Source organism: Allobosea sp. 05T438 (assembly GCF_056396025.1).
The window spans coordinates 405,262-431,227 of sequence record NZ_JBFTKQ010000002.1; the positions used below are offsets into that span (position 1 = coordinate 405,262).

24 protein-coding genes are annotated in these 25,966 nt (G+C 67.1%); 10 read left to right on the forward strand and 14 right to left on the reverse strand.

All coding sequences use genetic code 11. The features are described from left to right. The first annotated feature begins 8 nt into the window (after nucleotides 1-8). The 3 genes from AC1DIN_RS05780 (at nucleotide 9) to AC1DIN_RS05790 (ending at nucleotide 3,180) form a co-directional block, all read left to right on the forward strand. A complete protein-coding gene (locus AC1DIN_RS05780; RefSeq protein WP_476809016.1) occupies nucleotides 9-1,808 on the forward strand; it encodes a gamma-glutamyltransferase family protein in 1,800 nt (599 codons plus the stop codon). A gap of 12 nt (nucleotides 1,809-1,820) precedes the next feature. Beyond that, on the forward strand, nucleotides 1,821-2,552 hold the full coding sequence (locus tag AC1DIN_RS05785; protein ID WP_441468684.1) for a DUF1028 domain-containing protein: 732 nt from the start codon (nucleotides 1,821-1,823) through the stop codon (nucleotides 2,550-2,552). Between the two features lie 187 nt (nucleotides 2,553-2,739). Further along, nucleotides 2,740-3,180 carry a DUF2345 domain-containing protein gene (locus tag AC1DIN_RS05790; protein ID WP_476809017.1) on the forward strand — a complete coding sequence of 147 codons (441 nt, stop codon included), beginning with the start codon at nucleotides 2,740-2,742 and terminating at the stop codon, nucleotides 3,178-3,180. Nucleotides 3,181-3,216: 36 nt separating this feature from the next. On the opposite strand, the gene AC1DIN_RS05795 is transcribed toward AC1DIN_RS05790, so the two are convergent. The 8 genes from AC1DIN_RS05795 to AC1DIN_RS05830 form a co-directional block, all read right to left on the reverse strand. Then, complete coding sequence (locus AC1DIN_RS05795; RefSeq protein ID WP_476809018.1) at nucleotides 3,217-4,338, reverse strand: D-TA family PLP-dependent enzyme; 1,122 nt, start codon at nucleotides 4,336-4,338, stop codon at nucleotides 3,217-3,219. Continuing rightward, nucleotides 4,335-4,793 carry a RidA family protein gene (locus tag AC1DIN_RS05800; protein ID WP_476809019.1) on the reverse strand — a complete coding sequence of 153 codons (459 nt, stop codon included), beginning with the start codon at nucleotides 4,791-4,793 and terminating at the stop codon, nucleotides 4,335-4,337. The genes AC1DIN_RS05795 and AC1DIN_RS05800 overlap by 4 nt, the downstream gene beginning before the upstream one ends. Before the next feature lie 51 nt (nucleotides 4,794-4,844). Beyond that, the gene (locus AC1DIN_RS05805) at nucleotides 4,845-5,327 is read right to left on the reverse strand and encodes a GNAT family N-acetyltransferase (protein WP_476809020.1); all 483 of its coding nucleotides are present in this window, start codon (nucleotides 5,325-5,327) and stop codon (nucleotides 4,845-4,847) included. A gap of 147 nt (nucleotides 5,328-5,474) precedes the next feature. Further along, a complete protein-coding gene (locus tag AC1DIN_RS05810) occupies nucleotides 5,475-6,638 on the reverse strand; it encodes an amidohydrolase/deacetylase family metallohydrolase (protein ID WP_441468689.1) in 1,164 nt (387 codons plus the stop codon). 18 nt (nucleotides 6,639-6,656) lie between these two features. Then, nucleotides 6,657-7,592: an N-carbamoyl-D-amino-acid hydrolase gene (locus AC1DIN_RS05815; protein WP_476809021.1), complete on the reverse strand. Its 936-nt coding sequence runs from the start codon at nucleotides 7,590-7,592 to the stop codon at nucleotides 6,657-6,659. 112 nt (nucleotides 7,593-7,704) lie between these two features. Then, nucleotides 7,705-8,613 (reverse strand): ABC transporter permease, encoded by a 909-nt coding sequence (locus tag AC1DIN_RS05820; RefSeq protein ID WP_476809022.1) that lies wholly within the window; start codon nucleotides 8,611-8,613, stop codon nucleotides 7,705-7,707. Next, a complete protein-coding gene (locus AC1DIN_RS05825) occupies nucleotides 8,610-9,551 on the reverse strand; it encodes an ABC transporter permease (protein WP_441468692.1) in 942 nt (313 codons plus the stop codon). The genes AC1DIN_RS05820 and AC1DIN_RS05825 overlap by 4 nt, the downstream gene beginning before the upstream one ends. A 133-nt stretch (nucleotides 9,552-9,684) precedes the next feature. Beyond that, nucleotides 9,685-11,280: an ABC transporter substrate-binding protein gene (locus AC1DIN_RS05830; protein ID WP_476764943.1), complete on the reverse strand. Its 1,596-nt coding sequence runs from the start codon at nucleotides 11,278-11,280 to the stop codon at nucleotides 9,685-9,687. Nucleotides 11,281-11,675: 395 nt separating this feature from the next. Here AC1DIN_RS05830 and AC1DIN_RS05835 point away from each other — a divergent pair, with 395 nt between their 5' ends. After that, the gene (locus tag AC1DIN_RS05835; RefSeq protein ID WP_476809023.1) at nucleotides 11,676-12,632 is read left to right on the forward strand and encodes an amidohydrolase family protein; all 957 of its coding nucleotides are present in this window, start codon (nucleotides 11,676-11,678) and stop codon (nucleotides 12,630-12,632) included. 13 nt (nucleotides 12,633-12,645) lie between these two features. Here AC1DIN_RS05835 and AC1DIN_RS05840 read toward each other — a convergent pair whose 3' ends face one another. Next, nucleotides 12,646-14,052, reverse strand: a complete 1,407-nt coding sequence (locus AC1DIN_RS05840; protein WP_476809024.1) for an amidase — start codon at nucleotides 14,050-14,052, stop codon at nucleotides 12,646-12,648. 108 nt (nucleotides 14,053-14,160) lie between these two features. Next, a complete protein-coding gene (locus AC1DIN_RS05845; protein WP_476809025.1) occupies nucleotides 14,161-15,390 on the reverse strand; it encodes a M20 family metallo-hydrolase in 1,230 nt (409 codons plus the stop codon). Between the two features lie 158 nt (nucleotides 15,391-15,548). On the opposite strand from AC1DIN_RS05845, the gene AC1DIN_RS05850 reads away from it, so the two are divergent. The 3 genes from AC1DIN_RS05850 to AC1DIN_RS05860 all read left to right on the forward strand — a co-directional run bounded on the left by AC1DIN_RS05850 (nucleotide 15,549) and on the right by AC1DIN_RS05860 (nucleotide 18,830). Next, on the forward strand, nucleotides 15,549-16,955 hold the full coding sequence (locus AC1DIN_RS05850; protein ID WP_476809026.1) for an MATE family efflux transporter: 1,407 nt from the start codon (nucleotides 15,549-15,551) through the stop codon (nucleotides 16,953-16,955). 173 nt (nucleotides 16,956-17,128) lie between these two features. After that, nucleotides 17,129-17,890, forward strand: a complete 762-nt coding sequence (locus tag AC1DIN_RS05855; RefSeq protein WP_476764939.1) for a L,D-transpeptidase — start codon at nucleotides 17,129-17,131, stop codon at nucleotides 17,888-17,890. Nucleotides 17,891-17,993: 103 nt separating this feature from the next. Beyond that, nucleotides 17,994-18,830: a DUF2076 domain-containing protein gene (locus AC1DIN_RS05860; protein WP_476809027.1), complete on the forward strand. Its 837-nt coding sequence runs from the start codon at nucleotides 17,994-17,996 to the stop codon at nucleotides 18,828-18,830. Nucleotides 18,831-19,037: 207 nt separating this feature from the next. Here the strand turns inward: AC1DIN_RS05860 and AC1DIN_RS05865 are convergent, their stop codons facing one another. Beyond that, entirely contained in the window at nucleotides 19,038-19,841 is an 804-nt protein-coding gene (locus AC1DIN_RS05865; protein WP_476809028.1) for a L,D-transpeptidase, read from the reverse strand. Between the two features lie 166 nt (nucleotides 19,842-20,007). Next, entirely contained in the window at nucleotides 20,008-21,438 is a 1,431-nt protein-coding gene (locus AC1DIN_RS05870) for a lipopolysaccharide biosynthesis protein (RefSeq protein WP_476809029.1), read from the reverse strand. 285 nt (nucleotides 21,439-21,723) lie between these two features. Here AC1DIN_RS05870 and AC1DIN_RS05875 point away from each other — a divergent pair, with 285 nt between their 5' ends. Next, nucleotides 21,724-22,566 (forward strand): DMT family transporter, encoded by an 843-nt coding sequence (locus AC1DIN_RS05875; protein ID WP_476809030.1) that lies wholly within the window; start codon nucleotides 21,724-21,726, stop codon nucleotides 22,564-22,566. On the opposite strand, the gene AC1DIN_RS05880 is transcribed toward AC1DIN_RS05875, so the two are convergent. After that, on the reverse strand, nucleotides 22,553-23,035 hold the full coding sequence (locus tag AC1DIN_RS05880) for a PaaI family thioesterase (protein WP_441468703.1): 483 nt from the start codon (nucleotides 23,033-23,035) through the stop codon (nucleotides 22,553-22,555). The two genes, AC1DIN_RS05875 and AC1DIN_RS05880, sit on opposite strands and share 14 nt — an antisense overlap. A gap of 78 nt (nucleotides 23,036-23,113) precedes the next feature. Then, nucleotides 23,114-23,581: a MarR family winged helix-turn-helix transcriptional regulator gene (locus tag AC1DIN_RS05885; RefSeq protein WP_476809031.1), complete on the reverse strand. Its 468-nt coding sequence runs from the start codon at nucleotides 23,579-23,581 to the stop codon at nucleotides 23,114-23,116. A 228-nt stretch (nucleotides 23,582-23,809) separates the two neighbouring features. Between AC1DIN_RS05885 and groES the strand changes: the two genes are divergently transcribed. After that, nucleotides 23,810-24,097, forward strand: a complete 288-nt coding sequence (groES, locus tag AC1DIN_RS05890) for a co-chaperone GroES (RefSeq protein ID WP_112578552.1) — start codon at nucleotides 23,810-23,812, stop codon at nucleotides 24,095-24,097. 48 nt (nucleotides 24,098-24,145) lie between these two features. After that, complete coding sequence (gene groL / locus AC1DIN_RS05895; protein WP_476809032.1) at nucleotides 24,146-25,783, forward strand: chaperonin GroEL; 1,638 nt, start codon at nucleotides 24,146-24,148, stop codon at nucleotides 25,781-25,783. Nucleotides 25,784-25,966 lie beyond the last annotated feature (183 nt).

Consider the following 25,966-nt stretch of genomic DNA (forward strand, 5'->3'; position numbering starts at 1 on the left):
ACACGCCCATGTTTACGACCCGCCCCGAAATCCTCGGCACCTTCGGCGTCGTCACCTCGACGCATTGGCTCGCCACCGCCTCGGGCATGGCGATGCTGGAGAAGGGCGGCAATGCCTTCGATGCCTGCGCAGCAGCCGCCTTCGTGCTGCAGGTCGTCGAGCCCCACCTCGTCGGCCCCGCCGGCGATATGCCGGCCGTGTTCTATTCGGCTGAAACCAAGAAGGTCGAGACGCTCTGCGCGCAGGGACCGGCCCCGCAGGCGGCGACCATCGCCGCCTACAAGGCGCTCGGCCTCGACCTGATCCCCGGCTCCGGCCTGCTCGCCACCGTGATTCCCGGCGCCTTCGGCGGCTGGATGACGCTGCTGCGCGACCATGGCCGGCTCAAGCTGCGCGATGTCCTCGAACCCGCGATCGGCTATTTCGAGAACGGGCACCCGATGCTGCCGCGCGTCTCGGATTCGATCCGGGAGCTGACCGACCTCTTCACCAACGAATGGTCCACATCGGGCGCGGTCTACCTGCCGGGCGGCAACGTGCCCGAAGCGCGCAAGCTCTTCGCCAACAAGGCCGCCGCCGCGACCTACAAGCGCATCCTCGCCGAGGCGGAAGCCAAAGGCAGCGACCGCCAGGAGCAGATCCAGGGCGCCTATGACGCCTGGTACAAGGGCTTCGTCGCCGAGGCGATGGATCGCTTCTGCCGCACGCAGGAAGTGATGGATTCCTCCGGCCGGCGCAACAAGGGCCTGCTGACCGCGCAGGACATGGCGAATTACAAGCCGACCTACGAGACGCCGACTTCGGTGACCTATCACGACTGGGAGGTCTTCAAGATCGGCCCCTGGGGTCAGGGCCCGGCCTTCCTCCAGACGCTGAAGATCCTTGAGGGCATCGACCTCGCCGGGATGGGGCCGGCGAGCCCGGAATTTGTCCACCATGTCGTGGAAGCGATGAAGCTCGCCTTCGCCGACCGCGAGGCTTATTATGGGGACCCGGATTTCGTGAAGGTCCCGCTCGAGACCCTGCTCTCGGCCGACTATGCCGCCGCGCGGCGAAGCCTGATCGGCGAGCGCGCCTCGCTGGAGTTGCGGCCCGGCATCGTCTCCGGATACGAGGACCAGGTCGCGCATGCGCTGAAGGCGCTCGGCGCCATCGCCCAGCCGGGCCAGGGGGGCGCCAGCGTGGGCGAGCCGACCATGGCCTCGATGGTCGCGGCCGGGCGCAAGGGCGACACCGTCCATATCGACGTCATCGACAAATGGGGCAACATGATCGCGGCCACGCCCTCCGGTGGCTGGCTGCAATCTTCGCCGGTTATCCCGGAACTCGGCTTCCCGCTCAACTCGCGCGCGCAGATGTTCTGGCTGGAAGAGGGCCTGCCCTCCTCGCTCGCGCCCGGAAAACGCCCGCGCACGACGCTGACGCCGTCGATCGCCTTCGAGAAGGGCGAGCCCCGGCTCGCCTTCGGCACGCCCGGCGGCGACCAGCAGGAGCAGTGGCAGCTCGGCCTCTTCCTGCGCCGCGTCCATCACGGCCTCAACCTGCAGGAGGCTATCGACCTGCCGCTGTTCCATACGCAGCACTTCCCTTCCTCCTTCTATCCGCGCTCCTCGCGGCCGGGCCATATGATGATCGAGGAGAGCATCGGCACGGCCGCGCTCGCCGAGCTGGAGCGCCGCGGCCATATGCTGGAGAAGGCGCCGGCCTGGACGGTCGGGCGGCTCACCGCGGCGGAACGCAGCGCCGACGGGCTCTTGCGCGCGGCCGCGACGCCGCGTCTGATGCAGGCCTATGCCGCCGGCCGCTGAGGGATAGCCCGCATGACCTGGTCCATCGTCGCGCGCGACGCTGCCACCGGCGCCTATGGCGTCGCCGTCTCGACCTGCGCCTTCGCCGTCGGCTCGCGCGTGCCGTATGGCGGCGGCCGGATCGGCGCCATTGCGACGCAGGCCTTCGTCAATCCGCTCTACGGCGTCGATGGCCTGAGGCTGCTGCAGGAGGGGCGCTCGGCGCTCGAGATCGTCGCGACGCTGACGGCGGCAGACGAAGGCCGTGCCCATCGCCAGCTCCACGTCATCGACCGCGACGGCAGGATTGCCGCCCATACGGGCGCGGCCTGCATCGACTGGTGCGGAGCGGTGGACGGGCCGCAGGTCTCTGTCGCCGGCAACATGCTCGCCGGGCCGGAGGTCGTGCAGGAGACGCTGAAGACTTATATCGCCGCTTCCGCGCTCGATTTCGACGAGCGCCTGCTGGTGGCGCTCGAAGCCGGCGAGAAGGCCGGCGGCGACAAGCGCGGCAAGCAGTCCGCCGCCATACGCATCTGGAATGGCGAGCCGGTCCCGAGCTTCGACATCCGTGTCGACGACCATGCCGATCCGCTGAAAGAGCTGCGCCGGCTCTGGCGCGTGGCGCATCAGCGCTATGTGCCGTTCCAGCAGGTCGCGCCCTCGCGCAGTCGCCCGGCGGGAGTCACCGACCGGGCCGAGCTCGACAAGCTCTGCGACGACTACGCCGCCAACTGGAACGCCCGGCATCCGGACAAGGGATAGCCGTTGCAGTCCTTCCTCGACGCGAGTTCGGCATGCTAGATTGACGCTTCGTCACCTTGTCGTTGCCGATTGACGGGAGGCTACGATGGCCGATGCGGATGTCGATAGCCTTCAGCGGCGCATCGCGGCGCTCGAAGCCCAGATCGCGCTCCTGACGCAGGCGATCTCGGTTGACAGAGGCGGCAACATGACGATCAGCGCGCCGAGCCGATTGACGATCCTCAGCGGCGGCCCTTGCGCGATCCAGGCCGGCAGCACGCTCGCCTTCTCCATCGGCAGCAATATGAGCCTTGCCGTCGCCGGGCGGCTTCAGATCGCCGGAGGGCAGGGAATCACGCTCGATACCCGCTACTTCACCTTGAATGCGACGGTGAATCTCGAGCTCGCCAGCGCCAAGACCTTGGCGATCAAAGCCGAGCGCGAAATGAACATCGTCGCAGGCAAGACCCTTACGGCAACGAGCGCGGATGCAACGCTGCTGAGAAGTGGCGATGCCCGGCTGAACCTGAAGAGGGACGGGACCGCCGAGCTGCACGGCCGCGATATCACGATGCAGGCCAGCGGACGCTTCACAGCGAAAGCGTCCTCCGACATGACCCTGAAGGGCTCGCGAATTCTACAGAACTGACAATCCTGACGTCAGCCCGCCTGACGTCAGCCCACCTTACGTCAGCTTGCCGCGGGCGGCCACGGGCAGCTCGCCGATCAGCTTGTTGCCGCGCACGGTGATCAGCCGGTCGACCATGTTCACCACGACACAGACATGGTTCGGCACGATGCGCACGACCTCGCCGACCACCGGCCGCTCGTTCGAGCCCGAGAGATCGAGGAAGCCGTGTTCCTCGGCGAACTGCGCGATCCGCGCCCTCGGATATTCGAGGATGTAGCCGTGGCCGTCGAGGTTGCCCTTGTCGCTGGTCAGCGTCTTCGAGCCGGAATCGAGAATGCCGCGCTCCGGTGCTGCCCGGCTCACCACCGAGGCATAGACCGTGAGCGCGCAGTCTTCGAGCGTCGCGACCCCGGCCGCGATCTGCATGCGATCGTTGAAGATCGAGGTGCCGGAGCGGTGCTCGGTCGCGCCCTTGAGCTTGCCCATGTTGGGGATGTTGGGCGAGCCGCCGGTCGAGATGATGTCGGCCTTGAGGCCGGCATCGCGCAGCCCGGCATTGGCGGTGTCGAGGAAGATTTGCGTCCGCTCCCAGCCATCCTCCGGCGGATACATCAGAAAGCCTGCGAAGCGCAGGCCGGGCGATGCTTCGATCATCTTCGCGAGCTCGACCGCCTCTGCGGGTGTCTCGACGCCGGCGCGCTTGCGGCCGGTATCGCATTCCACGACGACTTCGAGGTCGCGCCCGGCGATCTCGGCAGCCCGCGGCAGGCCGGAAATCGTGACCGGATTGTCGGCCGCGACGATCATCCGGACGCGCCTTTGCAAGGCACCCAGGCGCCCCAGCTTCTCCTCGCCGAGGATGTTGTAGCTGATCATGATGTCGTCGAGGCCGCCATCGGCCATGATCTCGGCCTCGCCGAGCTTCTGGCAGGTGATGCCGCGCGCGCCTGCCTCGACCTGGAGCCGCGCCAGTTCGGGCGATTTGTGCGTCTTGATATGCGGGCGGTTGGCGACGCCGGCGGCATCGCAGGCGGCCTGGAGCCTGGCGATGTTGGCATCGACCTTGTCGAGATCGATCACCACGGCGGGGGTGCCGTAGACGCGCGCAATCTCGGCCGCAAGCGGCGTGGCGGCCGGCTGGTCGACAGCCGACGAGGTGGTGGCGGTCACGCTCATGGATGCACCTTGATGATGACTTCGATCTCGACGGTCATGCGGTTCGGCAGAGAGCCCATGCCGACGGCGGAACGGGCATGGCGGCCGCGATCGCCGAGCACCGCCACGAACAGGTCCGAGCAGCCATTGATGACCTTGGGATGATCGGAGAACTCGGGCGCCGCGTTGACCATGCCCAGCAGCTTGACCACTTCGACCTTGTCCAGCGAGCCGGTCGCCTTCTTCATGGCGGCGAGCAGGCCGAGACCCGTCTGCTTGGCGTGCTCATAGGCCTGCTCGATCGTGACATCAGCGCCGACCTTGCCAGTCGGATAGGTGCCGTCTGCCCGCTTCGGTCCCTGGCCGGAGAGATAGACCATGTCGCCGACCTGCTTGAAGCTGACATAGGTGGCGACCGGGGTCGGCACCTCCGGCAGCGTCAGCCCCAGTTCCTTCAGCCTGTCCTCGGCGCTCATGGCATTCCTCTCTTCAATTGTCGCCGGTGTCTGTCGCGCCGGCGTCTCCTGTCAATTCTGCAAATCGCGGCGCATGTAGCGGGCCGCATCGTCATAGCTCGCGAGCTTGCGGGCAAGGGCGGGGTCATGCATCTCGCGAAAGCCCTGGCGCCGCCAAAAGCCGGTCGAGTCGTTCACGGCGACCAAAGCGAGGCTGGCGAAGCCGGCTCGCATCGCCCGCTCCGCGATCGCGGCAACGATCCGCCCCGCAGCGCCGCCGCCCCTGCCGGCCGGCAGAAGCGCGAGGTCGTGGATATACCAGTTCCGTGTGCCGGGCGGGATGGCGCCGAGCAATGAATTCAGCGCCGGCACGGTGCCGACCGGCCAGGGATGGCTGACGAGGTAACCGAGCAGGGCGCCGTCTTCGCTGGCCAGCACATGGCAGCCCTCGGAAGCTAGGCGCAGCCGTTCCGCAAAGACCGCCTCGTCCTCGGGATAGCTCGGATGCACCACGGCCGCGATCCGCATCACGGCCGGAAGATCGACCGGCGCCATGCGGCGCCAGCCCCCTTCTCGCACGTCATGCTCGGGCTTGACCCGAGCATCTCCTGCCGAGGGAGGCTCCTGCGCGTCGACGTCCCGAGATTCTCGGGTCTGCGCTTCGCTTCGCCCGAGAATGACGCCGCGTGTCCCGCGTGGCAATTAAGCCGCGACCTTCGGGAACTTGCTCGTCCGCTTCGGATGCCACCACTTGCCCTTGAGGACGACACCCTCGGAAACGATCTTGCGGTCGCCGGTCAGGTGTTCGCCGACGACGTCCTCATAGTCGAACTTGCCTTCCTTGACGGTCAGGATCGTCGCATCGCCGAGCGAGCCGACCTTAAGCGAGCCGTACTCGGTCCGCTTCAGCGCCATGGCGGCATTCACAGTCGAGGCGGCGATGACGTTGTTCAGGCTCATGCCCATGCAGAGGAACTTCGACATGGTGGTGACCTGGTCATAGGCAGGGCCGTCGATGCAGAGCTTGTGCACGTCCGACGAGATCACATCCGGCTCGAAGCCGTTGGCCAGCATGGCGCGCGTGGTCTTGAAGGAGAAAGAGCCCTTGCCGTGGCCGATGTCGAAGATGACGCCGCGCTTGCGTGCGGCGAGCACCTCGGGCTTCACCGTGCCCTGCGCGGTCGAGGGGGCGTTCGGGAACGGACGGAAAGCGTGGGTCAGCACGTCGCCCGGCCGGAGCATGCCGATGACTTCCTCATAGGACGGCGGCGGATGGTCGATATGGCACATCAGCGGCATGCCGACCTCGTTGGCGACCTGCAGCGCGATGTTGAGGGGCACGGTGCCCTGGTCGCCCGAAGCATGCAGACCGACGCGGACCTTGATGCCGACGATGTAATCACGGTTCTTGTCGGCGACCTCGGCGCAGTCGATCGGATTCATCAGACGCAGATCGCCGCTTTCGCCGACCATGACGCGGTGGTCGAAGCCGTAGATGCCGGCGTGCGAGACGTGGAGATAGGCGAGGATGCGCGCCTGGCTCGGCTCGATGACGTGCTTGCGGAAGCCCGCCCAGTTGCCGGGGCCGGCCGAGCCGGTGTCGACCGAGGTGGTGACGCCGGATACGCGGCAGAACTCGTCGGCGTCGATGCCGAGCGAGGTGCCGCCCCAGTAGACATGGGTGTGCAGGTCGATCAGGCCGGGGGAGACGATGTAGCCGGAGACGTCGCGGATCTCCTTGGCGCCCTTCAGGTCCTTGCCGAAGCCGGACACCTTTCCGTCCGTGAAGGCCACGTCGAGCACGCCGTCGTGCTTCTGCGACGGGTCGATGACGCGGCCGCCCTTCAGGATGAGATCGTGAGTCATTTTAGTCCTCTGAGGTGATCAAACCGGGGAGACGGCGCCCTTGCGCTCGACGATCAGGCCATAGGCCTGGGGCTCGCGATGCCTAGCGAAGTTGAAGGTCGAGGCCTTATAGCTCTTTCCGAGGTCCATGTCGCAACGGGCGACGACCAGTTCGTCGCCCTCGGTCACGGCCTGCGCGACGACCTCGCCGGTCGGAGCGATGATGCAGGAACCGCCGATCTGGTCGACGCCGGCCTCCAGCCCCGCCTTGGCGACGCCGACGACCCAGCTGGCGTTCTGGTAGGCGCCGGCCTGCATCACGAGCTGATTGTGGAAATTGCCGAGCCGGTCATGGTCCGGCGCTGGCGGGTTGTGCTTGGGCGTATTGTAGCCGAGCACGATCAGCTCGACGTCCTGCAGGCCCATGGAGCGGTAGCTCTCGGGCCAGCGCCTGTCGTTGCAGATCATCATGCCGATATTCGCGTCCATCGCCCGCCAGACCGGCCAGCCGAGATTTCCGGTCTCGAAATAGCGCTTCTCGAGGTTCTGGAACGGCGCTGCCGGGCGGTGCTCGGGATGGCCCGGCAGATGGATCTTGCGGTACTTCCCGACGATCGTGCCGGACTTATCGACCAGAATGGCGGTGTTGAACCGGCGCTTGCGGCCTTCCTCGAAGGCAAGCTCGCAATAGCCGAGGTGGAAGCCGATGCCGAGCCGCTTGCTTTCCTCGAACAGCGGCGCGGTCTCGTTCGAGGGCATCGCGCTTTCGAACCCGCTGTCGATTTCGGCTTCGTCGTCGATCCACCAATGCGGGAAGAAGGCAGTGAGCGCTGCTTCGGGATACACGACCAGATCGGCACCGTGCCCCTTGGCCTGCCGCATCAGCTCCACCATGCGGGCAACGGCCGAGGCCCGGCTTTCATCGCGCTGGATGGGGCCGAGCTGGGCGGCGGCGACAGTCAGGATTCGGGTCACGTCATAGGCTCCGGATGAAGATCACCCTGCGGCTAAGGCTTCAAAGCACCGAGCCGGCGCGTCAAGCGCCGGCAATGCAGGGCGAGGGTTGTGCCAGTTGCGGGGCTGGTCCTCAGATGGACTTCGCGAGGCGCGGATCGAGCGAGTCGCGCAGGCCGTCGCCGAGCATGTTCACGGCCAGCACGGTGAGCGAGAGGAAGACCGCCGGGAACAGGATGATGTGCGGCCTGACCTGCCAGAGCGCCCTGCCCTCGGCCATGATATTGCCCCAGGACGGCGTCGCCGGCGGCACGCCGGCGCCGATGAAGGACAGGATCGCCTCGACGATCATGGCGCTGGCGCAGATGTACGTCGCCTGGACGCTCATCGGCGCGAAGGTGTTCGGCAGGATGTGCCTGATGATGATGCGTGGCACGCGAGCGCCGTTGGCCACTGCCGCCTCGACATAGGGCTGCTCGCGCAGCGACAGCACCACGCCGCGCACCAGCCGCGCCACACGCGGGATCTCGGCGATGGTAATGGCGATGATGACGTTACCGACGGAGCCCCGGGTCAGCGCCATCAGCGCGATGGCGAGCAGGATCGGCGGAATCGACATCATGCCATCGATGACCCGCATGATGATGCCGTCGGTCCAGCGCACGAAGCCGGCGAAGAGACCGATGGTGAGCCCGACGACCGACGACAGGATCGCCACGCTGAAGCCGACGAGCAGCGAGACGCGCGCGCCATAGATCACGCGCGAATAGATGTCGCGGCCGAGCATGTCGGTGCCGAACCAGTAGAGCTCGGAGGGCACGCGCGTGCGCCGCGACGGCGAGATCGCGGTCGGATCGACCGTGCCGAGCAGCGGCGCGAAGATGCCGATGAGTGCCATCAGGACGAGCAGGCCGCCGCCGATCGCGACGGAAGGGTGCCGGCGCAGATAGCGACGGAAGCGGGCCGAGCGGCTGAGCGTGGCCTTGACCGGCTCGGCGGCAGCGGCGACGGCCGGGGCCGGGACGGAGGATTGAGCGGTCAATAGCGGATCCTCGGGTCGACGAGGGTATAGGTCAGGTCGATCAGCAGGTTCACGAGCACGTAGACCAGGCTGAACATCAGCACGACGCCCTGGATGACCGGGTAGTCACGCCGCAGGATGGCGTCGACGGTGAGCCGGCCGAGGCCGGGAATGGCGAAGACGCTCTCGGTCACCACGGCACCGCCGATCAGCAGCGCGATGCCGATGCCGATGATGGTGACGATCGGCACCGCCGCATTCTTGAGGGAGTGCAGGAAGAGCACGTCCTTCTGCGACACGCCCTTGGCCTGGGCCGTGCGGACATAGTCCTGCTGCAGCACCTCGAGCATGGTCGCGCGGGTGATGCGGGCGATGAGCGCGATGTAGACGAGCCCGAGCGTCACCGCCGGCAGGATGAGGTTCCTGAGCCAGGGCCATAAGCCCTGCGAGATCGGCGTATAGCCCTGCACAGGCAGCCAATCGAGCTTCAGCGCGAAGAAGTAGGCGAGCAGATAGCCGACGACGAAGACCGGCACGGAGAAACCGAGTACGGCGAAACCCATCGCGGCCTTGTCGATCCAGCTCCCGGCCTTCCAGGCGGCGATGACGCCCATCGGAACGGCGATGACGACGGCGAAGATCAGGGTCAGCACCATCAGCGAGACGGTGGGCTCGATGCGCTGGGAAATGAGCTGCGTCACCGGCAGGTTGGTGAAGATCGAGGTGCCTAGGTCGCCCTGCAGCACGCGGAAGGACCATTCAGCGAAGCGGATCAGATAGGGGCGATCCAACCCCAGGCTGGCGCGGATGCGCTCGACATCGGCAGGGGAAGCCTGGTCACCGGCGATGATGGCCGCCGGATCGCCCGGCGCGATATAGAGCAACGAAAAGACGAACAACGCCACGAAGGCCATCACGGGGATGGTCGTAATGATGCGTCTGACGACGAAAGCAAACATAAAGCCGTGGAACCTCGTTCACGTCGAACCTGGGAACCGCGGCCCGGTCTTCTCCCGGGTCGGGGCGAGGCGAAGTGTCGGAGCCCGGCCGGCCCCGAGGGGCGGAGCGGCTATGCCGCCCCGCGAAGAGAGGTCAGGCCTTGGCGACGTCCCAGAAGAACGGCAGCGGGCCGCTGACGACGCCCGAGACGTTCTTCCGCCAGGCCTGATAGCCGAGATAGAAGCCCGTCGGCGCATAGACGACGTTCTCGACCGCCGCCTTGTTGAGCTTGGCCATCGCCGCCTTTTCGCCGGCCAGGTCCTTGGCGTTGAACCAGTTGGTGACCTCGGTCTCGACCGCGGGGACGTCGGGCCAGCCGAACCAGGCCTTCTCGCCATTGGCGCGGATCGCCGTATAGGCGGCGGGATTGATGCAGTCGGCGCCGGCATGCCAGGTGTGGAACATGCTCCAGCCGCCCTGCCCCGGCGGTGTCTTCTGGGCGCGGCGCGAACCGACCGTGCCCCAGTCGGTAGCGACGAAATCGACGTTCATGCCGATGCTCTTGAGCAGCTCGGCCGTGACATCTCCCATCGACTTGGTGGCAGCCATGTCCTGCGCGACGATGCAGACCACCGGCTCGCCCTTGTAGCCGGACTCGGCCAGCAGCTTCTTGGCCTCGGCGACATTGCGCTTCTTCAGGATGTCGCCGCCCTCTTCCGTGTAGAGCGGCGTCCCGGGCGTGAAGAAGCCCGGCAACGGCTTCCAGAGCTTGTCGTCGTCGCCGACGACCGCGCGCATGTAGTCTTCCTGATTCAGCGCCGTCAGCACCGCCTGGCGCACCTTCACATTGTTGAAGGGCGGGAAGAGGTGGTTCATGCGGAAGGCGCCGATATTGCCGAGCGGATCGCCGATATCGACGTTGATGTCCTTATGTCCCTTGAGCACCGGCACGAGGTCGGCGAGCGGGGTCTCCCACCAGTCGACCTCGCCGTTCTGGAGCGCGGCAGCGGCCGTCGCCGCATCGGGCATGATCACCCACTCGACCCGGTCGACGAGGATGTTCTTGCCGCCGGCGAGCCAGTCCGCCTTCTCGGAGCGCGGCTTGTAGTCAGCGAACTTCTCGAACACCGCCTTGGCGCCGGGAACCCAGTCGCTGCGCAGGAACTTCATCGGCCCCGAGCCGATATATTCGGTGATCTGGGTGAACGGATCGGTCTTGGCGATCCGCTCCGGCATCACGAACGAACACGGCGCGTTGTTCTTGGCGAGCGCCAGCAGCATCTTCGGGAAGGGCTGCTTCAGCGACCATTTCCAGGTCAGCTCGTCGACTGGCGCAAGCTCCACCTGGATGGCGCGGATCATCAGGCCCATCGGATCGCGCGCCGACCAGCGCACCAGGCTCGCGACCACGTCCTTCGACGTCACCGGCGTGCCGTCATGGAACTTGAGGCCGGACCGCAGCTTGAAGGTCCAGGTCAGGCCGTCGGAGGAGACCTCCTCGGCCTCGACCATCTGGCGCTGGGGCTGGAACTTGGAATCGATGCCGTAGAGCGTGTCCCAGACCAGCGCGGCGGCGTTGCGGACGACGTATTGCGTTCCCCATATCGGGTCGAAATTCGCGAGATTGGCCTGCGGCACGAAGCGCAGCGTCTTGCTCGCCCCCTGCGCCAGGGCCGGCATCGCCAGCCCGCCTGTCGCCGCTGCCACGCCGGCGCCCGTCGCGGATTTCAGAAATGTCCTGCGATCCATCAATCCTCTCCCCTGAAGCGGCGCCTCTGATCGGGCTGCCTTGCCGCGAGTTTGGGCAGAAAAATCCTGCCTGACAACACGCGGCAGCGGCCAATCGAGGCAAATGGCCTGCGTGCAGGGTCCGTGCCAAACGACGACGAAGGCCGCCTCGCGCAACGCGATCGGCAGAGAACAGCTGCATCCGCTCACAAGACGCCAGATAATTGCGACTACGGCGATAAAATCGATTTAAACGTGTTATCAGATCTGTACCGTGCCGAATCTTCGGTGTCGCCTCGCCAAGGACTTCGTTGTGCTGAAGGGCCGCGTCGCCGGATCATTCGACCACAGCGCGGCTTGATCTCCAGCGGCTCAAGCGTTCACATCACCGCAGCGCCAATGATCGCGATGAAGCCATGCGTTGCTCGCCGCTCGCCGCCCTGGTCTCGACACTCTGCCTGCTCGTCCAGCTTTCCGCTGTCCTCGCGCAGACCGGGCCGCTGAGCGGCGGTTCGCGGGCTCCCGCGGAGACTGTCGACCCGCCCGGAGCGGCCGCCGAGGCCGTGCCGTTCATCGATGCCCATGTGCATCTGAACGACGAGGCGATGCAGCTCGCACTGATGGAGCGTTTCGGGGCGACGCGCGCAGTCGTCTTTTGGGGCCGGGATAGCGACAACGAGACGATCGCGGCGGCAGCACAGCGGAATCCGGATCGCTTCATCCCCTTTGCCTCGATTTCGCCCGAGCGCAGGGCGTACCGGAAAAGCTGGGACGGGCAGGATCCGGCTGTGCTGGCGGCCCTGGATCAGCTCCTATCGACAGGGCGGTTCAAGGGAATCGGCGAGATCTCCGCCGCTCATTTTCCCTCGCCCGGGTTCCCCGAGGCCGATTACGATCCGACGGGCGCGATCATGCGCGGCGTTCTCGAGCTGGCCCGCAAATATGGCCTGCCCGTCATGGTCCATGTCGAGATCACCCGGATAAGGGAGCTCTCGCTCCTGCTAGAGGCCTATCCGGACGTACCCGTCATTTGGGCGCATGGGGGCTATACACCGGTCTTCCTGGCTCGCCGCATGCTCGAGCGCCACCCCAATCTCCATTACGAGCTCAGCGCCCGGACCTGGCCCCGGCACCCGCGCGCACCGGACTACACGATCCTGCGCGATGGCAAGGCCGTCTGGCCTGAATGGCTCGAACTCATCGAGGCGAAGCCCGAACGCTTCCTGATCGGCACCGATGCCAGCCAACGCTCACTGGGCAGCGACGCGATGAAGTTCGCGAGCGTTCAGTCTTTCCTGCAACAGTTGCCCCCCGCCACCCGGGAACGGGTGGCGAGCCGCAACCTGCTCAGGCTGGTCGAACCGGCGCGCTGACGGCCGACGACCTCTACACGCGCGGCGCATCGACGCGCGCGAACGGCCTGGCCAGCTCAAAGGCGGCGGCGGCCCGCAGAACGAGCGCGTCCTTGCCGAACGCTCCGACGATCTGGAGCCCCGCCGGCAGCCCCGCCGCAGTCAGGCCGCAGGGCACCGACACGGCCGGCTGCTCAGTGATGTTGAAGGGGTAGGTGAAGGGCGTCCAGCGCGTCCAGTCCTCGCCATAGGCGCCATGCTCCGGGGTATTGCGCCCCACCGCGAAGGCCGGCAGAGGCAGCGTCGGCGTCAGCAGCAGGTCGTAACGCGCATGGAACTGCGCCATGCGATAGGCCAGCGCATTGCGCTGGTTCAGCAGCGCATCGACATAGGTTGAGGCCGGGATGCGCTCCCCCAGCTCGGCGACCGCGACCAGGCCGGGGTCCATTCGGGAACGCGCGGCCGCATCGACACTACGCAACGCCAGCGCCGCCCCGGACGCCCAGATCGTCATCAGGGTCTCGATCGGATCGGCGAAGCCGGGGTCGACCTCCTCGACCGTCGCGCCGAGCTCGGCGAAGACCTGCGCCGCGGCAGCAGTCAGCGCAGCGATTTCCGGGTCGACGGCAACGTCTTGCCCAAGGCGCGGCGACCAGGCCACGCGCAGACCCCGGACCCCGCCCTTCAGCCCATCGACATAGTCAGGCGGACGATCCGTGAGCGCCGTCATGTCGCGCGCGTCGGGCTGGCCGATCACCTTCATCGCCAGCGCCGTGTCGGTGACGGTGCGGGTCAGCGGGCCGAGATGAGCGAGGAAGCCCATGGTCGAGATCGGCCAGGCCGGAACGCGCCCGTAGCTCGGCTTCAAGCCCACGACACCGGTGAAGGCGGCGGGAATGCGCACGGAGCCGGCCCCGTCCGTGCCGAGATGGATGCAGCCGAGATTGAGCGCGGCGCAGACCGCCGCACCGGAAGAGGAGCCACCCGGCCCCGTGCCGGTGTTCCAGGGGTTGCGGGTGATACCGGAGAGCGGGGAGTCGCCGACGCCCTTCCAGCCATATTCCGGCATGGTGGTCTTGCCGAGGAACACCGTGCCGGCCTCTCGCAGCCGCGCCGTGGCGGGAGAATCCTCCGCGAAGGGCGCATCGGAAGCGACCGCCGAGCCGCGTCTCATCGGCCAGCCGGCGACGCCGAGATTGTCCTTGATGGTGACGGGCACGCCGTCGAGCGGGCCGATCGCCTCGCCCTTCAGCCAACGCGCCTGCGAGGCCTCCGCCATTGCCAGCGCGATCGCCTGATCGCGGACGACGAAGGCATTGACCTCGGGCTCGAAGCGCTCGATGCGCGCCAGCGCATCCTTCGCGACATCGACCGGGGAGAGTTCCTTGCTGGCGTAGAGCGGCCCGAGTTCGGCAGCGGAAAGCGAGGCGATCGTCGTCATCGAAGGTCCTTTTGCAGCCTCATCGAAAATTTGAGCCCTCATCCCGAGGAGCCGCGCCAGCGGCGTCTCGAACCTCCTCGGGATGAGGGCTTATTTGTTCAAGCGCTTTCAGGCGTTGGCGACGCGCCAGGCAGTGCTGAGCAGGATGTTCGCGCCGGCGGCCATGTCGTCGTCGGTGCTGAATTCGGCCGGGTTGTGCGACAGCCCGCCGATCGAGGGGATGAACACCATCGCCGTCGGACAGAGCCGCGCCATCATCTGCGCGTCATGGCCGGCGCCCGAGATCATCCGCCGGATCGGCAGCCCGAACTCGCTGGCGCTGCGCTCGACCTCGGCGATCAGTTCCTCGGCGAAGGGCGTCGCCGGGAAGCGCGCGAGGTCACGGAAGGAGATCTCGATGTCGTCCCGCGCGGCAAGCTCGGCGCAGAAGCGGCGCACCGCCTCCTCAGCCTGGGCGAGCGGCGCATCGAGCGGGTTGCGCAGGTCGAGCGTCATCACCACCGTCTCGGGTACGACATTGACGTTGCCGGGCTGCACGCGGATGACGCCGGAATTCGCGAGCTGGTGCGGGATCGTCTTGGTCAGCTCGTTGGCGAAGATGTTGATGCGCGCGGCGGCAAGGCCCGGGTCCTTGCGGTAGGCCATTGGCGTCGTGCCGGCGTGGCTCGGGCGGCCCTTGAGGGTCAGCTCCAGCCAGCAGATCGCCTGGATGCCAGTGACGGCGCCGAGGCCGCCGCCCTCGCTCTCGAGCACCGGCCCCTGCTCGATATGGAGCTCGAGATAGGCGTGCGCGGGCAGGAATCCCGGTCGCTCCGCACCTTCGTAGCCGATGCGCTTCAGCTCGGCGCCAAGGCCGACGCCCTCGGAATCGACTTCCCTGTGGGCCGCCTCGACGCTCATGCCGCCGGCCCAGACATAGGAGCCGAGCATGTCCGGGTGGAAGCGCGCGCCCTCCTCGTTGGTGAAGGCGATCACGGCCATATCGCGCCTGGGGGTGAGCCCCGCGTCGCGCAGCGCCGCCAGAACCTCGACGCCCGCGACGACGCCGAGCGCCCCGTCGAAGCGTCCGCCGGTGCCGACCGTGTCGATATGCGAGCCCATGACGACGGCGGGACCGTCCTGCTGGCCCTTGAGGATGCCGACGATGTTGCCGATCGCATCGACGCGGACATCGAGGCCGAGCGCCTCCATCTGGCTGACCAGCCAGTCGCGGCCCTGCCGGTCCTCATCGGTGAGGGCGAGCCGGCGGCAACCCCCTTCCGGCGTCGCACCGATCTTCGAGAGCTCTGCCAGGCGCGCGGCCAGCCTCGCGCCGTCGATCCTCAGATTGGTGCTCATTCGTCCAGGCCCTCCGGCAATCCGCAAGGCAAGATGCAGACCGCGGCGGGACTTGTCGACCCGCGTCCAGTGCATCGGCTCCGGGCGTCGTCAGTCGCGGCTGTGGCTGTTTCAAAGCTTCAATCGGCGGTAGAAGCGGCGCCCCGAGAAAGCGCCTCATGACGACTGCCGACACAGCCAAACCGCATCATCCCTGGCTCACCGAGGCGCGCGCCATGCTCGCCCTGAGCTGGCCGATGGTGCTGACCAATGTCGCGCAGACGGCGATGATGGCGACCGACGTCATCATGATGGGCCATCTCGGCCCGGAGGCGCTGGCGGCCGGCGCGCTTGGCACCAACCTCTACAATGCCGCCCTGATCTTCGGCATCGGCGCGATGGGCGCAGTCGCGCCGATGCTCGCGATCGAGCTCGGCCGCAACAGGCATGCGGTGCGCGATCTGCGCCGCACCGTCCGGCAGGGCTTCTGGGCCGCCGCCACCATGGTGGGGCCGATGTGGCTCTTCCTCTGGCAGGCCGAGTTCATCCTCACGGCGATGGGCCAGGACCCCGCCTTGTCGAGCGCGGCCGCATCCTACATCCATACGCTGCAATGGGGCCTGCTGCCCTTCTTCCTCTATCTGTGCCTGCGCGGCTTCGTCGCCGCGCTGCAGCGGCCGCGCTGGGCGTTCATCGTCGTGCTCGGCGCCGTCACCTTCAACGCCTTCGCCAACTGGTGCCTGATGTTCGGGCGGCTCGGCTTCCCGGCGCTCGGCCTGCCAGGCTCGGGGATGGCGACCGCGCTGTCCTCGGCCCTGATGTTCCTGGGCCTCGCGCTCGTCGTCTCGCTCGACCGGCGCTTCCGGCGCTATCACGTGCTCGGCCGCTTCTGGGTGCCGGACTGGCCGCGCTACCGCGCCTTCTGGCGAATGGGCTTCCCGATCGCTCTGACGCTCGCCTTCGAATCGCTCATCTTCTACGGCGCCGCCTTCATGATGGGGCTGCTCGGAGCGACCGCGCTTGCGGCCCACGCCATCGCGATCCAGATCGCCTCGCTCGCCTTCATGGTGCCGCTCGGCATCGGCCAGGCCGGGACCGTCCGGGTCGGCCGCGCCTTCGGATCCGGCGACAAGGAGGGCATCAGGCGGGCCGGCACGGTGGCGCTTGTCCTGGCGCTGAGCTTCATGAGCTTTACCGCGCTTCTGATGGCAACCGTGCCCCACTGGCTGATCGCGCCCTTCCTCGACCGCTCGAAACCCGGCGCGGAAGCGGTCGCCCAGATCACGATGGTCTTCCTGTTCTATGCGGCGGTCTTCCAGATCGCCGATGGCGCGCAGGTCGTCGGCTCGTCGATCCTGCGCGGGCTTGGCGACACGCGCCTGCCGATGATCCTCGCCGGCATCGGCTACTGGGGCATAGGCCTGCCGCTTTCCGCAGCTCTCGGTTTCGTGACCCCGCTCGCCGGACGCGGCATCTGGATCGGCCTTGCCATTGGCCTGACGGCCGTCGCCGTGATGATGCTCTCGCGCTGGTGGGCCCGCGAGCGGTTGGGACTGCTCAAATGGGGGCTGCGGGAGGCGGCCTAGCCGGCTCGACGAGCTGTGGCCGATCGGCAACAGAGTTGCACGGCCACAATTTGGCCACCTCGTGTTCACCCCACGGCCATCTCGGGCACCTTGAACGGAGGCCTGCAACGGCGCATGGAACCGCGGCGCCGTCCCACCGTTGACCTCCGCCCGCAACTCCGAGTTTTCCGTCGATGTCTCCCGCCCGCCCGTCCGCCTCCCCCCTTGCCCGTCCGACACGCCGCGCCTTCGCTGCGCTGACGCCGTTGTTCCTTGCCGCCTGCGTGGGCCAGCGCCAGCAACCCTATGAGGTTGCCCCGCATGGGCGGCAGATCAGCCCGGAATACCTGTCGATGTATGGCGAGCGGCCGGATGAGCAGCACCCGCTGCCGGCGACGGACCTCACCGAGGTCGAGCCGCAGTTCCTGCGCCGCATCGTCTCCTACCCGACCCGCGAGCAGCCCGGCACCATCGTCGTCGATACCGACAACCGCTTCCTCTATCTCGTCCAGGAGAACGGCAAGGCGATCCGCTACGGCATCGGTGTCGGCAAGCAAGGCATGTCCTGGCGCGGCCGCGCCACGGTCGCCCGCAAGGCGCAGTGGCCGCGCTGGACGCCCACCCCAGCGATGATCGCCCGCGAGCCGGAGCGGAACCGCCCCTGGGCTGCCGGCATGGCCGGTGGCCTCGAGAACCCGCTGGGTGCGCGCGCGCTCTATCTCTACCAGGGCAACCGCGACACGATGTACCGCATCCACGGCACCTCCGAGCCGTGGTCGATCGGCAAGTCCGTCTCCTCGGGCTGCATCCGGCTGTTCAACCAGGACATCATCGACCTCTACAGCCGCGTGCCGACCGGGACGGCGGTCGTGGTGCTCAACCGCGGCACGCTGCAGCCGGGCTCCGAAGTCGACGAGATGCCGCCGCCGGACGACGATTTCGGCGGCAGCATCTGACCCGCCGCGGCAGCTTGCCGCGGCTATGGCCTTGATACTGTCACAGGCCGGGCCCACCTCTTCACCGCGGCGCAACGATGCCGCGTAACGAGAGGAGATGACGATGACGCCGCAAGAACGCGACGTGATCGCCGGGATTTTCGACCGCCTCAAGCAGGCGGCCAACCAGCCCCGCGACCCCGAGGCTGAGAATTTCATCGCGGAGCGCCTGCGCGAGCAGCCCTATGCGCCCTATGCCATGGCCCAGGCGGTCTATGTCCAGGAGCAGGCGATCGGGAATCTGAACCAGCAGGTCGAAAGCCTGCAGGCGCAGCTGCGCGACGCCGAGAAGCGGGCGAGCGAGGCCACAGCCCAACCGGCTGCCGGCGGTTTCCTGTCCGGCATATTCGGCGGCGGCAGCGTGCCGCGCACAGGGTCGGTGCCCTCCGTGACGCCGCGTGCTGATACAGCCGCCCCTTCGGGTGCCTGGAACACGCAGCCGCAGGGCCAGCCCACACAAGCCGGCACGATGCAAGCTGCTCCGGCGCAGGCCGCTGCGCCCATGCAGCCCGGCCCGTGGAGCAACCAGCCGCAGCAGGCGCCCGGCCGCGGCGGCGGTTTCATGGCTAGCGCACTGAGCACGGCGGCGGGTGTCGCCGGCGGCGTCGTCCTCGGCAATGTCCTTGCCAACGCCTTCAGCGGCGCAGGCGGTGCCAGCAAGGCTGCAACCCCGGCGGCAGCGGCCGACACGAACGCCAATGCCGGCGCCAACACGCAGCAGGCGGCTTATGATCAGGGCACCGCGGATCAGGCGGCCTATGATCGCGGCTCGTCCGACCAGTCGGCGCAGGATCGCTCGGATTACGGCCAGGGCTATGACGGCGAGGCCAAATACGATCAGGCGAGCAACGACGACGACGATCCCGGCATCGATTCCGGCGACGACGACAGCTGGGTCTGAAACGACCATCAAAACGACGAAGCCCGCCTGGGAAAGGCGGGCTTCTTTATTGGGCGATGGGGTTCATGGCGGCCAAAGCCGCGAATGTCTCATTGGGTCGCCGACGGGGACTAGTCGGCGTCAGGATACGATCCGACCATTCACCGCTGTCTGTCCTGCCGGATCTCTGGTTTCTCTTTTTCTTGCGGGCGGCCTGCTCCGCGCGGTTCAGATCACCAGCACCTTGGCGCCGACGCGCACGCGCTCGTAGAGATCCTGGACATCGTCATTGGTCATGCGGATGCAGCCCGAGGAAACCGCCTGGCCGATGGTGTTCGGTTCGTTCGTGCCGTGGATGCGGTAGAGCGACGAGCCGAGATACATGGCGCGCGCACCCATCGGGTTCTCCGGGCCGCCAGCCATGAAGCGCGGCAGGTCCGGCCGGCGCTTGAGCATTTCCGCCGGAGGCGTCCAGCTCGGCCATTCCGCCTTGCGGGTGATCGTCTTCATCCCGGCCCAGGAGAAGCCGGGACGGCCGACGCCGATGCCGTAACGCAGGGCACGGCCACCCGGCTGCACCAGGAACAGGAAGCGCTGCGGGGTGTCGATGATGATCGTGCCCGGCTTGTGGGGCCCGTCATAGGCGACCTCCTGCTTGCGGAAGCGCGGATCGACGAGTTGCTGGATGCCCTGCTGCGGCTCGATCGGCTGGCCGAGCGCCGCCATGCGGCGGCCGGCCTGCGGCTGGCGCGCCGCCTCGAACGGATCGGCTTCGTAGCCGGGCGCCGACCTCACGGTCTGGCCATAGGCATAGCCACCCGGACGGTTGTAGACGGCGCCGCCGCGGCCATTGGGTGACGGATCGCGGCCCGTCATCAGCATCTCGATGAAGCCGCCGCCGTAATTCGCGCGGCCATGCGCCGCCGCCATCGGATCGCGGGGCGCGGCATAGCCATAGCCCTGCGCCATGGCTCCGCTCGCGGTCAAGGTACCGGCTGCGATCAGCAGCGGAAGGACAATCGTTCGACGCATAACGCAACACTCTCGACAGCGACTGCCGGAAGACTGCGGAGCGGCTTGAAATGAATGGTGAATCGCAGGCCTCCAGCGCGCAGATCAGGCCAAAACCCAGCCAATTCGCGGAATTAACCTTAGCGGGGCATCAAGCCACAGGGTGAAGGAAGCGTTGCCGGCCGGGCTAGCGCCTTAACCCTTTGCGAGCGACCCAACGCAGCTTCAAGCCGCTGCGCCAGCGGCCGACATCGCAGGCGAGGATCACCGCCGCATAAGCCAGAGCGCCGAGGACGATCTGGAGCGGCAGCTCCGCCGGAGCCGGCAGACGGTCCTGCAGCGGCCAGACCACCAGAACCATGACGGCGGCGGCGAGGACGACACAACTGAGATCGCGCAGCGGCGGCCAGGACGGCAACATGCGCAAGGCCACGACACCCGTCACCGCAAAGGCCGTCACGAAGGCTGCGCTTTGCGCGACGGCGATCGTTTCCGACGCGACTACCCTTGGCAGCGCGAAGATGACGGCAAGGTTGACAACCAGGCCCGCCAGAGCCGCAAAGGTGGCGACGAGGGTGCGCCTGGCCAGCAGGAAGACCGGGTAGATCGCCGCCTGGAACAGTGCGATCGCGGCGAATCCGGGCAGCAGCACGGCCATATAGCTGGCGAAATGACCTCGGAAGCTCGCCGGCACGAAGAGGCGTTCGAAGGCCGGCAGTGTCAGCCAGAAGCCCAGCGCGACGGGCAGCACGAGGGCGAGCACCGTCACCATGTTGCGCGCGATGCGCTTCTGCGCGGCGGGGCGGCCGCGCGCCTCATCAAGGCGGATGACCTCGCGCAGCAGCAATATCTCCAGCATCGAGGCGAGCACCGGAAAGAGCCTGAGGCCGATATCGGAGGCAAGCGAGAAATAGCCGGCCTCCGCGAAGCCGAAGCGGTCCGCCAGAATGGCGCGATTGAGCAGCGGGATCAGTGAATAGACGGCGTTGCCGGCCACCAGCGGCAGCGCATAGCGGGCGAAGCTGCGGGCAAGATCGGCGCGCGCGGCGGCAAGGCCCGACCCCGCATCCGCCAGCCTGCCGCGCACAGCGAGCACCGAGACGACGGTGCTGGCCAGCCCGCCGAGCAGGACGATGGCCGGATCGCGCAGCCACCATGCAGCCCCGACCATCAACGCGAGGGCAATGCCACTCCTGACGAGGACGAGCCGGGCATAGGCGGCGTCGAGGAAGCGCGAGCGGGCGACCGCCCCGTGATAGTCGAACCAGCCGGCGCCGACGCCGCCGGCGACGGCCACCGCGAGCAGCGTCATCGGCAGCCCCGTATCGATGCCGGCGAGCAGCGCCGCCGTCAGGAGCGCGCAAAGGGAAAGGCCAATACCAGCGAAGAGCAGATCGAGCGTCGCGCGGATGCCGGGATCGCGCTCCCGGCTTTGCGCCGAATAGAAGCGGACGACCGAGAGCTTCAGCCAGTCGAGCAGCGCCGTGTTGACCAACACGACGATCGCGGCACCGATGGCGTAGAGCCCGAACGCCTCGGGCCCCAGGAACAGGGCGATGAGCAGCCCGAGGACGAAGTTCAGCCCGGCATTGACAATGAAGGGCAGAAGAACGGTCATCGCCTCTCGGTCATCTCGTCGTGAGCCTGACGCCTTTGCGGCACCTCGTGCGATTCGCAGGCGGGTCGCAAGCCCGGCGCTGCAAGGCGCGCCGCTGCCGATGCGATTGTCCCACGCCGGGAGCGGCCGGCATGGCAATGTCTCGGCAATCGACCCCTGCAATGACAGCATTGGGGGCCTGTGCGCCCCTCCCCTAGGCGCGCTCCGGGATCGGCCTTAGACGAGGTTCAGCCCGTGCTCTCCATGGGCGCCCCTCCCGGACAGCCATGGACTCGGCCTGACAGCATGAATCGGTCGATTGCTCTGCGCGCCGCGCTCGGCATCGCCCTGCTCACCGCCATGGATGCGGTGATCAAGGGCCAGATGCAGCACCACCCCTTCATCGTGGCGCTCTTCATGCGCTTCCTGATGGGCGGCCTCTGCGCGCTCGCCGTTCTCGCGCTCGCCCGCCCGGCCCGCCCGACGCGAGACAGCGTCATCGGCAATGTCGCGCGCGTCCCGCTCGTCGTGATGACGGCAGGCAGCTTCTTCTATTCGGTCTCCGTGCTGCCGCTCGCCGAAGCGCTGACATTGTCCTTCCTGGCGCCGGTCTTCGTCGCGGTTCTCGGCGGCCTGCTGCTGAAGGAGACGATCGACCGGCGCGTGCTGCAGGCGCTCGCCTTCGGCCTTGCCGGCATGCTGGTCATGGTTTGGCCGCGGCTGCAGGGGCATGTCAGCGGCGCCAGCCTCGGCGTCGCCGCCGCACTGTTCTCAGCGGTCAGCTACGCCTTCAACCTGATCCTGCTGCGACGCATCGCGGTCAGAGAGCATCCCACCGTAATCGTCGCCTTCCAGAATGTCGGGCCGGCGCTGTGCCTAGCCGTCCCGGCGGCCCTCGCCTTCGTGCCGATGACGCTGGCGGATCTGGCGATCTATCTCTTCGCGGGAGCGCTTGGCGTCGCGGGTCATCTCACGCTCACCTCGGCCTATGCCAAGGCGGCCGCGTCCCGGCTGGCGGCGATCGAGTACACCGCTCTGATCTGGGCCAGCCTGCTCGGCTTCTTTCTCTTCGGCGAGGTGCCGCTCTATACGACCTATCTCGGTGCGCTGCTGATCGTAGCCGGCGCCGGCGCGGTCAGCCGGCGCTAGGCTTGGCGGGAAACACCAGGCAGGTTTCGGTGCCGTGCGCGAGCAGCTTGCCACGTTCGTCGCGCAGATTGCCTTCCGTCGTGATGACGGAGCCGCCGCGATGGATCAGCTTGCCTTCGCAGCGCACCGTGCCCGAGTCCGGCATGACCGGTCGGACATAGTTCAGCTTCATCTCGAGCGTGGTGTAGCCCTCGCCCGGCTTGAGCGTGGAATGGGCGGCGCAGGCCATGGCGGAGTCGAGGATCGTGGCGGTCCAGCCGCCATGGATCGTGCCGAGCGGATTGAAGAAGCGGGGTGACGGGCGCCCGACGAAGACGACGCGCCCTTCATCCGCCTCCACCAGATCGAAATCCATGGTCCCGGCGAAAGGCGGAGCCGGGTGAGCGCCGTCGATGATGCCCCGCAGAAAGCTCAAGCCGTCGCCCGCGACCAGCACCTCGCGGGACACCACTCCAAATGTCCGATCCATGGCGCCCTCTCAAATCGTGTATCTGCACGTTAGATAGAAGGCAGCTGGCTCGTCAACGGGGTTGATTGGACACCGGGTTCACAGAACGTCCCGCGCCGCGCGGCGCAGCGCCCTCAGCCCGTCGCGGGTCTCGCGCCAGCGCTCCTCGCCGAAGCCGCCTTCGATCTTGTCCTGCGCTGCCCGCCAGTACGGAATGGCCGCCTCGATCGCAGCCCTGCCCTTCTGCGTCACCGCATAGACCGCGGCTCGGCCCCGGCACTCGACCGGCTCGACCATGCCCTCAGCAGCGAGAAGCTGGAGATTGCGGGTCAGCGAAGTTCGCTCCAGCGCGAAACGCTCGGCCAGCTCCGTGATCGACTTCCATTGCCCGGTGCTCAGCGCCGAGAGCAGAACGAACTGGGTGATCTTGAGGCCGCTCGGCCGCATCGCCTCGTCATAGGCACGGGTGACGGCCCGGGCCGTCATCCGGACATGTAGCGCCACGCAGGAACGCGCGATGTCGTCGAGGCGCGGATCGGGCGCGGGCGGGGGCGCGAGTGTCGTCATTCAGCCATCTTAGCGTGTTCTAGCGCGTGCGGCAGCCGAAAGGCGAAAGGCTGCGATGCCGCACCCGGCGGTGTTCACTTTGTTGTCGCAGGCTTCCTTGACTCTCCGGGACCCCGAGCCTATCTCCCCGCCATCTGTTAGCACTCTCCTTCGTTGACTGCTAACAGCCTCCCCCGGGAGCCATTCAGCGGCGCCCGAACCGAATAAGACCGAGAGGAAGACAGAACCATGAAGTTCCGTCCTTTGCATGACCGCGTCGTGGTCCGCCGCCTGGATGGCGAAGAGAAGACCAAGGGTGGCATCATCATTCCCGAGACCGCCAAGGAAAAGCCCCAGGAGGGCGAGGTCATCGCCGTCGGTCCCGGCGCGCGTGACGAAGCCGGCAAGCTCGTTGCCCTCGATGTCAAGAAGGGCGACCGCGTCCTGTTCGGCAAGTGGTCGGGCACCGAAGTCAAGATCGATGGCCAGGATCTCCTGATCATGAAGGAATCCGACATCATGGGCGTCGTCGGCTGATAGCCGCCTGACCGCTCTCTTCCGTTTCCATTTCAAGGAGTAGCTCTCATGGCTGCCAAAGACGTCAAGTTCTCCTCCGACGCCCGCGACAAGATGCTGCGCGGCGTGGACATCCTCGCCAACGCCGTGAAGGTCACGCTCGGTCCGAAGGGCCGCAACGTCGTGATCGAGAAGTCGTTCGGCGCTCCGCGCATCACCAAGGACGGCGTCACCGTCGCCAAGGAGATCGAGCTCGCCGACAAGTTCGAGAACATGGGCGCCCAGATGGTTCGCGAAGTCGCGTCCCGTCAGAACGACCATGCCGGCGACGGCACCACGACCGCGACGGTCCTGGCCCAGGCGATCGTCCGCGAGGGCGCCAAGTCGGTTGCGGCCGGCATGAACCCGATGGACCTGAAGCGCGGCATCGACCTGGCCGTCGAGGCCATCGTCGCCGACCTCAAGAAGAACTCGAAGAAGGTCACCTCGAACGCGGAAGTCGCGCAGGTCGGCACGATCTCGGCGAACGGCGACGAGTCGGTCGGCAAGATGATCTCGACCGCCATGCAGAAGGTCGGCAACGAGGGCGTCATCACCGTCGAGGAAGCCAAGACCGCCGAGACCGAGCTCGACGTCGTCGAGGGCATGCAGTTCGACCGTGGCTATCTCTCGCCGTACTTCATCACCAACTCCGAGAAGATGATCGCGGAGCTGGACGACCCCTACGTCCTGATCTTCGAGAAGAAGCTCTCCTCGCTGCAGGCGATGCTGCCGATCCTCGAGGCCGTCGTTCAGACCKGCAAGCCGCTGCTCATCATCGCCGAGGACGTCGAGGGCGAGGCTCTCGCCACGCTCGTCGTCAACAAGCTCCGTGGCGGCCTCAAGGTCGCGGCCGTCAAGGCTCCGGGCTTCGGTGACCGCCGCAAGGCCATGCTCGAGGACATCTCGATCCTGACCGCCGGCCAGATGATCTCGGAAGACCTCGGCATCAAGCTCGAGACCGTGACGCTCAACATGCTCGGCCGCGCCAAGAAGGTGCGCATCGAGAAGGAGAACACCACGATCATCGACGGCGCCGGCAAGAAGAAGGACATCGAGGCCCGCGTCGGTCAGATCAAGGCCCAGATCGAGGAGACCACCTCGGACTACGACCGCGAGAAGCTCCAGGAGCGCCTGGCCAAGCTCGCCGGCGGCGTCGCGGTGATCCGCGTCGGCGGCGCGACCGAGGTCGAGGTCAAGGAGAAGAAGGACCGCGTTGACGATGCCCTGAACGCCACCCGCGCCGCGGTGGAAGAAGGCATCCTGCCGGGCGGCGGCGTCGCCCTGCTGCGCGCTCTGAACTCGGTCAAGTCGATCAAGACCCAGAACGACGACCAGAAGACCGGTGTCGAGATCGTCCGCAAGGCGATCGCCGCTCCGGCCCGCCAGATCGTCGACAACGCCGGCGATGACGGCGCGGTCGTGATCGGCAAGCTGCTCGAGTCGAAGGACTACGCCTGGGGCTACAACGCCCAGACCGGCGAGTACGGCGATCTGGTCAAGGCCGGCATCATCGACCCGACCAAGGTCGTGCGCACGGCGATCCAGGACGCGGCTTCGATCGCGGGCCTGCTGATCACCACCGAGGCGATGATCGCCGAGCTGCCGAAGAAGGACTCGCCGATGCCCCCGATGGGCGGCGGCGGCATGGGCGGCATGGACTTCTGAGGAAGTCCGGACGCCCAAAGCGTCTGAATGCCGAAACCGGGCAGGCCCGGTTTCGGGGGCGGCATGGACTTCTGATCCAGCCTCCCAAGGCAATCATGGAAGGCCCGGCGCAAGCCGGGCCTTTCTTCGTTTCACGGCACTGTCATCCCCCCGCCATCCAGCCGTCGCCCCCCGCATGCATCC

Coding starts and splice junctions, on each gene's coding strand:
- AC1DIN_RS05780 (WP_476809016.1), top strand. CDS start 9: ATGTTTACGACCCGCCCCGAAATCCTCGGCACCTTCGGCGTCGTCACC.
- AC1DIN_RS05785 (WP_441468684.1), top strand. CDS start 1,821: ATGACCTGGTCCATCGTCGCGCGCGACGCTGCCACCGGCGCCTATGGC.
- AC1DIN_RS05790 (WP_476809017.1), top strand. CDS start 2,740: ATGACGATCAGCGCGCCGAGCCGATTGACGATCCTCAGCGGCGGCCCT.
- AC1DIN_RS05795 (WP_476809018.1), bottom strand. CDS start 4,338: ATGAGCGTGACCGCCACCACCTCGTCGGCTGTCGACCAGCCGGCCGCC.
- AC1DIN_RS05800 (WP_476809019.1), bottom strand. CDS start 4,793: ATGAGCGCCGAGGACAGGCTGAAGGAACTGGGGCTGACGCTGCCGGAG.
- AC1DIN_RS05805 (WP_476809020.1), bottom strand. CDS start 5,327: ATGGCGCCGGTCGATCTTCCGGCCGTGATGCGGATCGCGGCCGTGGTG.
- AC1DIN_RS05810 (WP_441468689.1), bottom strand. CDS start 6,638: ATGACTCACGATCTCATCCTGAAGGGCGGCCGCGTCATCGACCCGTCG.
- AC1DIN_RS05825 (WP_441468692.1), bottom strand. CDS start 9,551: ATGTTTGCTTTCGTCGTCAGACGCATCATTACGACCATCCCCGTGATG.
- AC1DIN_RS05830 (WP_476764943.1), bottom strand. CDS start 11,280: ATGGATCGCAGGACATTTCTGAAATCCGCGACGGGCGCCGGCGTGGCA.
- AC1DIN_RS05835 (WP_476809023.1), top strand. CDS start 11,676: ATGCGTTGCTCGCCGCTCGCCGCCCTGGTCTCGACACTCTGCCTGCTC.
- AC1DIN_RS05840 (WP_476809024.1), bottom strand. CDS start 14,052: ATGACGACGATCGCCTCGCTTTCCGCTGCCGAACTCGGGCCGCTCTAC.
- AC1DIN_RS05845 (WP_476809025.1), bottom strand. CDS start 15,390: ATGAGCACCAATCTGAGGATCGACGGCGCGAGGCTGGCCGCGCGCCTG.
- AC1DIN_RS05850 (WP_476809026.1), top strand. CDS start 15,549: ATGACGACTGCCGACACAGCCAAACCGCATCATCCCTGGCTCACCGAG.
- AC1DIN_RS05855 (WP_476764939.1), top strand. CDS start 17,129: ATGTCTCCCGCCCGCCCGTCCGCCTCCCCCCTTGCCCGTCCGACACGC.
- AC1DIN_RS05860 (WP_476809027.1), top strand. CDS start 17,994: ATGACGCCGCAAGAACGCGACGTGATCGCCGGGATTTTCGACCGCCTC.
- AC1DIN_RS05865 (WP_476809028.1), bottom strand. CDS start 19,841: ATGCGTCGAACGATTGTCCTTCCGCTGCTGATCGCAGCCGGTACCTTG.
- AC1DIN_RS05870 (WP_476809029.1), bottom strand. CDS start 21,438: ATGACCGTTCTTCTGCCCTTCATTGTCAATGCCGGGCTGAACTTCGTC.
- AC1DIN_RS05875 (WP_476809030.1), top strand. CDS start 21,724: ATGAATCGGTCGATTGCTCTGCGCGCCGCGCTCGGCATCGCCCTGCTC.
- AC1DIN_RS05880 (WP_441468703.1), bottom strand. CDS start 23,035: ATGGATCGGACATTTGGAGTGGTGTCCCGCGAGGTGCTGGTCGCGGGC.
- AC1DIN_RS05885 (WP_476809031.1), bottom strand. CDS start 23,581: ATGACGACACTCGCGCCCCCGCCCGCGCCCGATCCGCGCCTCGACGAC.
- groES (WP_112578552.1), top strand. CDS start 23,810: ATGAAGTTCCGTCCTTTGCATGACCGCGTCGTGGTCCGCCGCCTGGAT.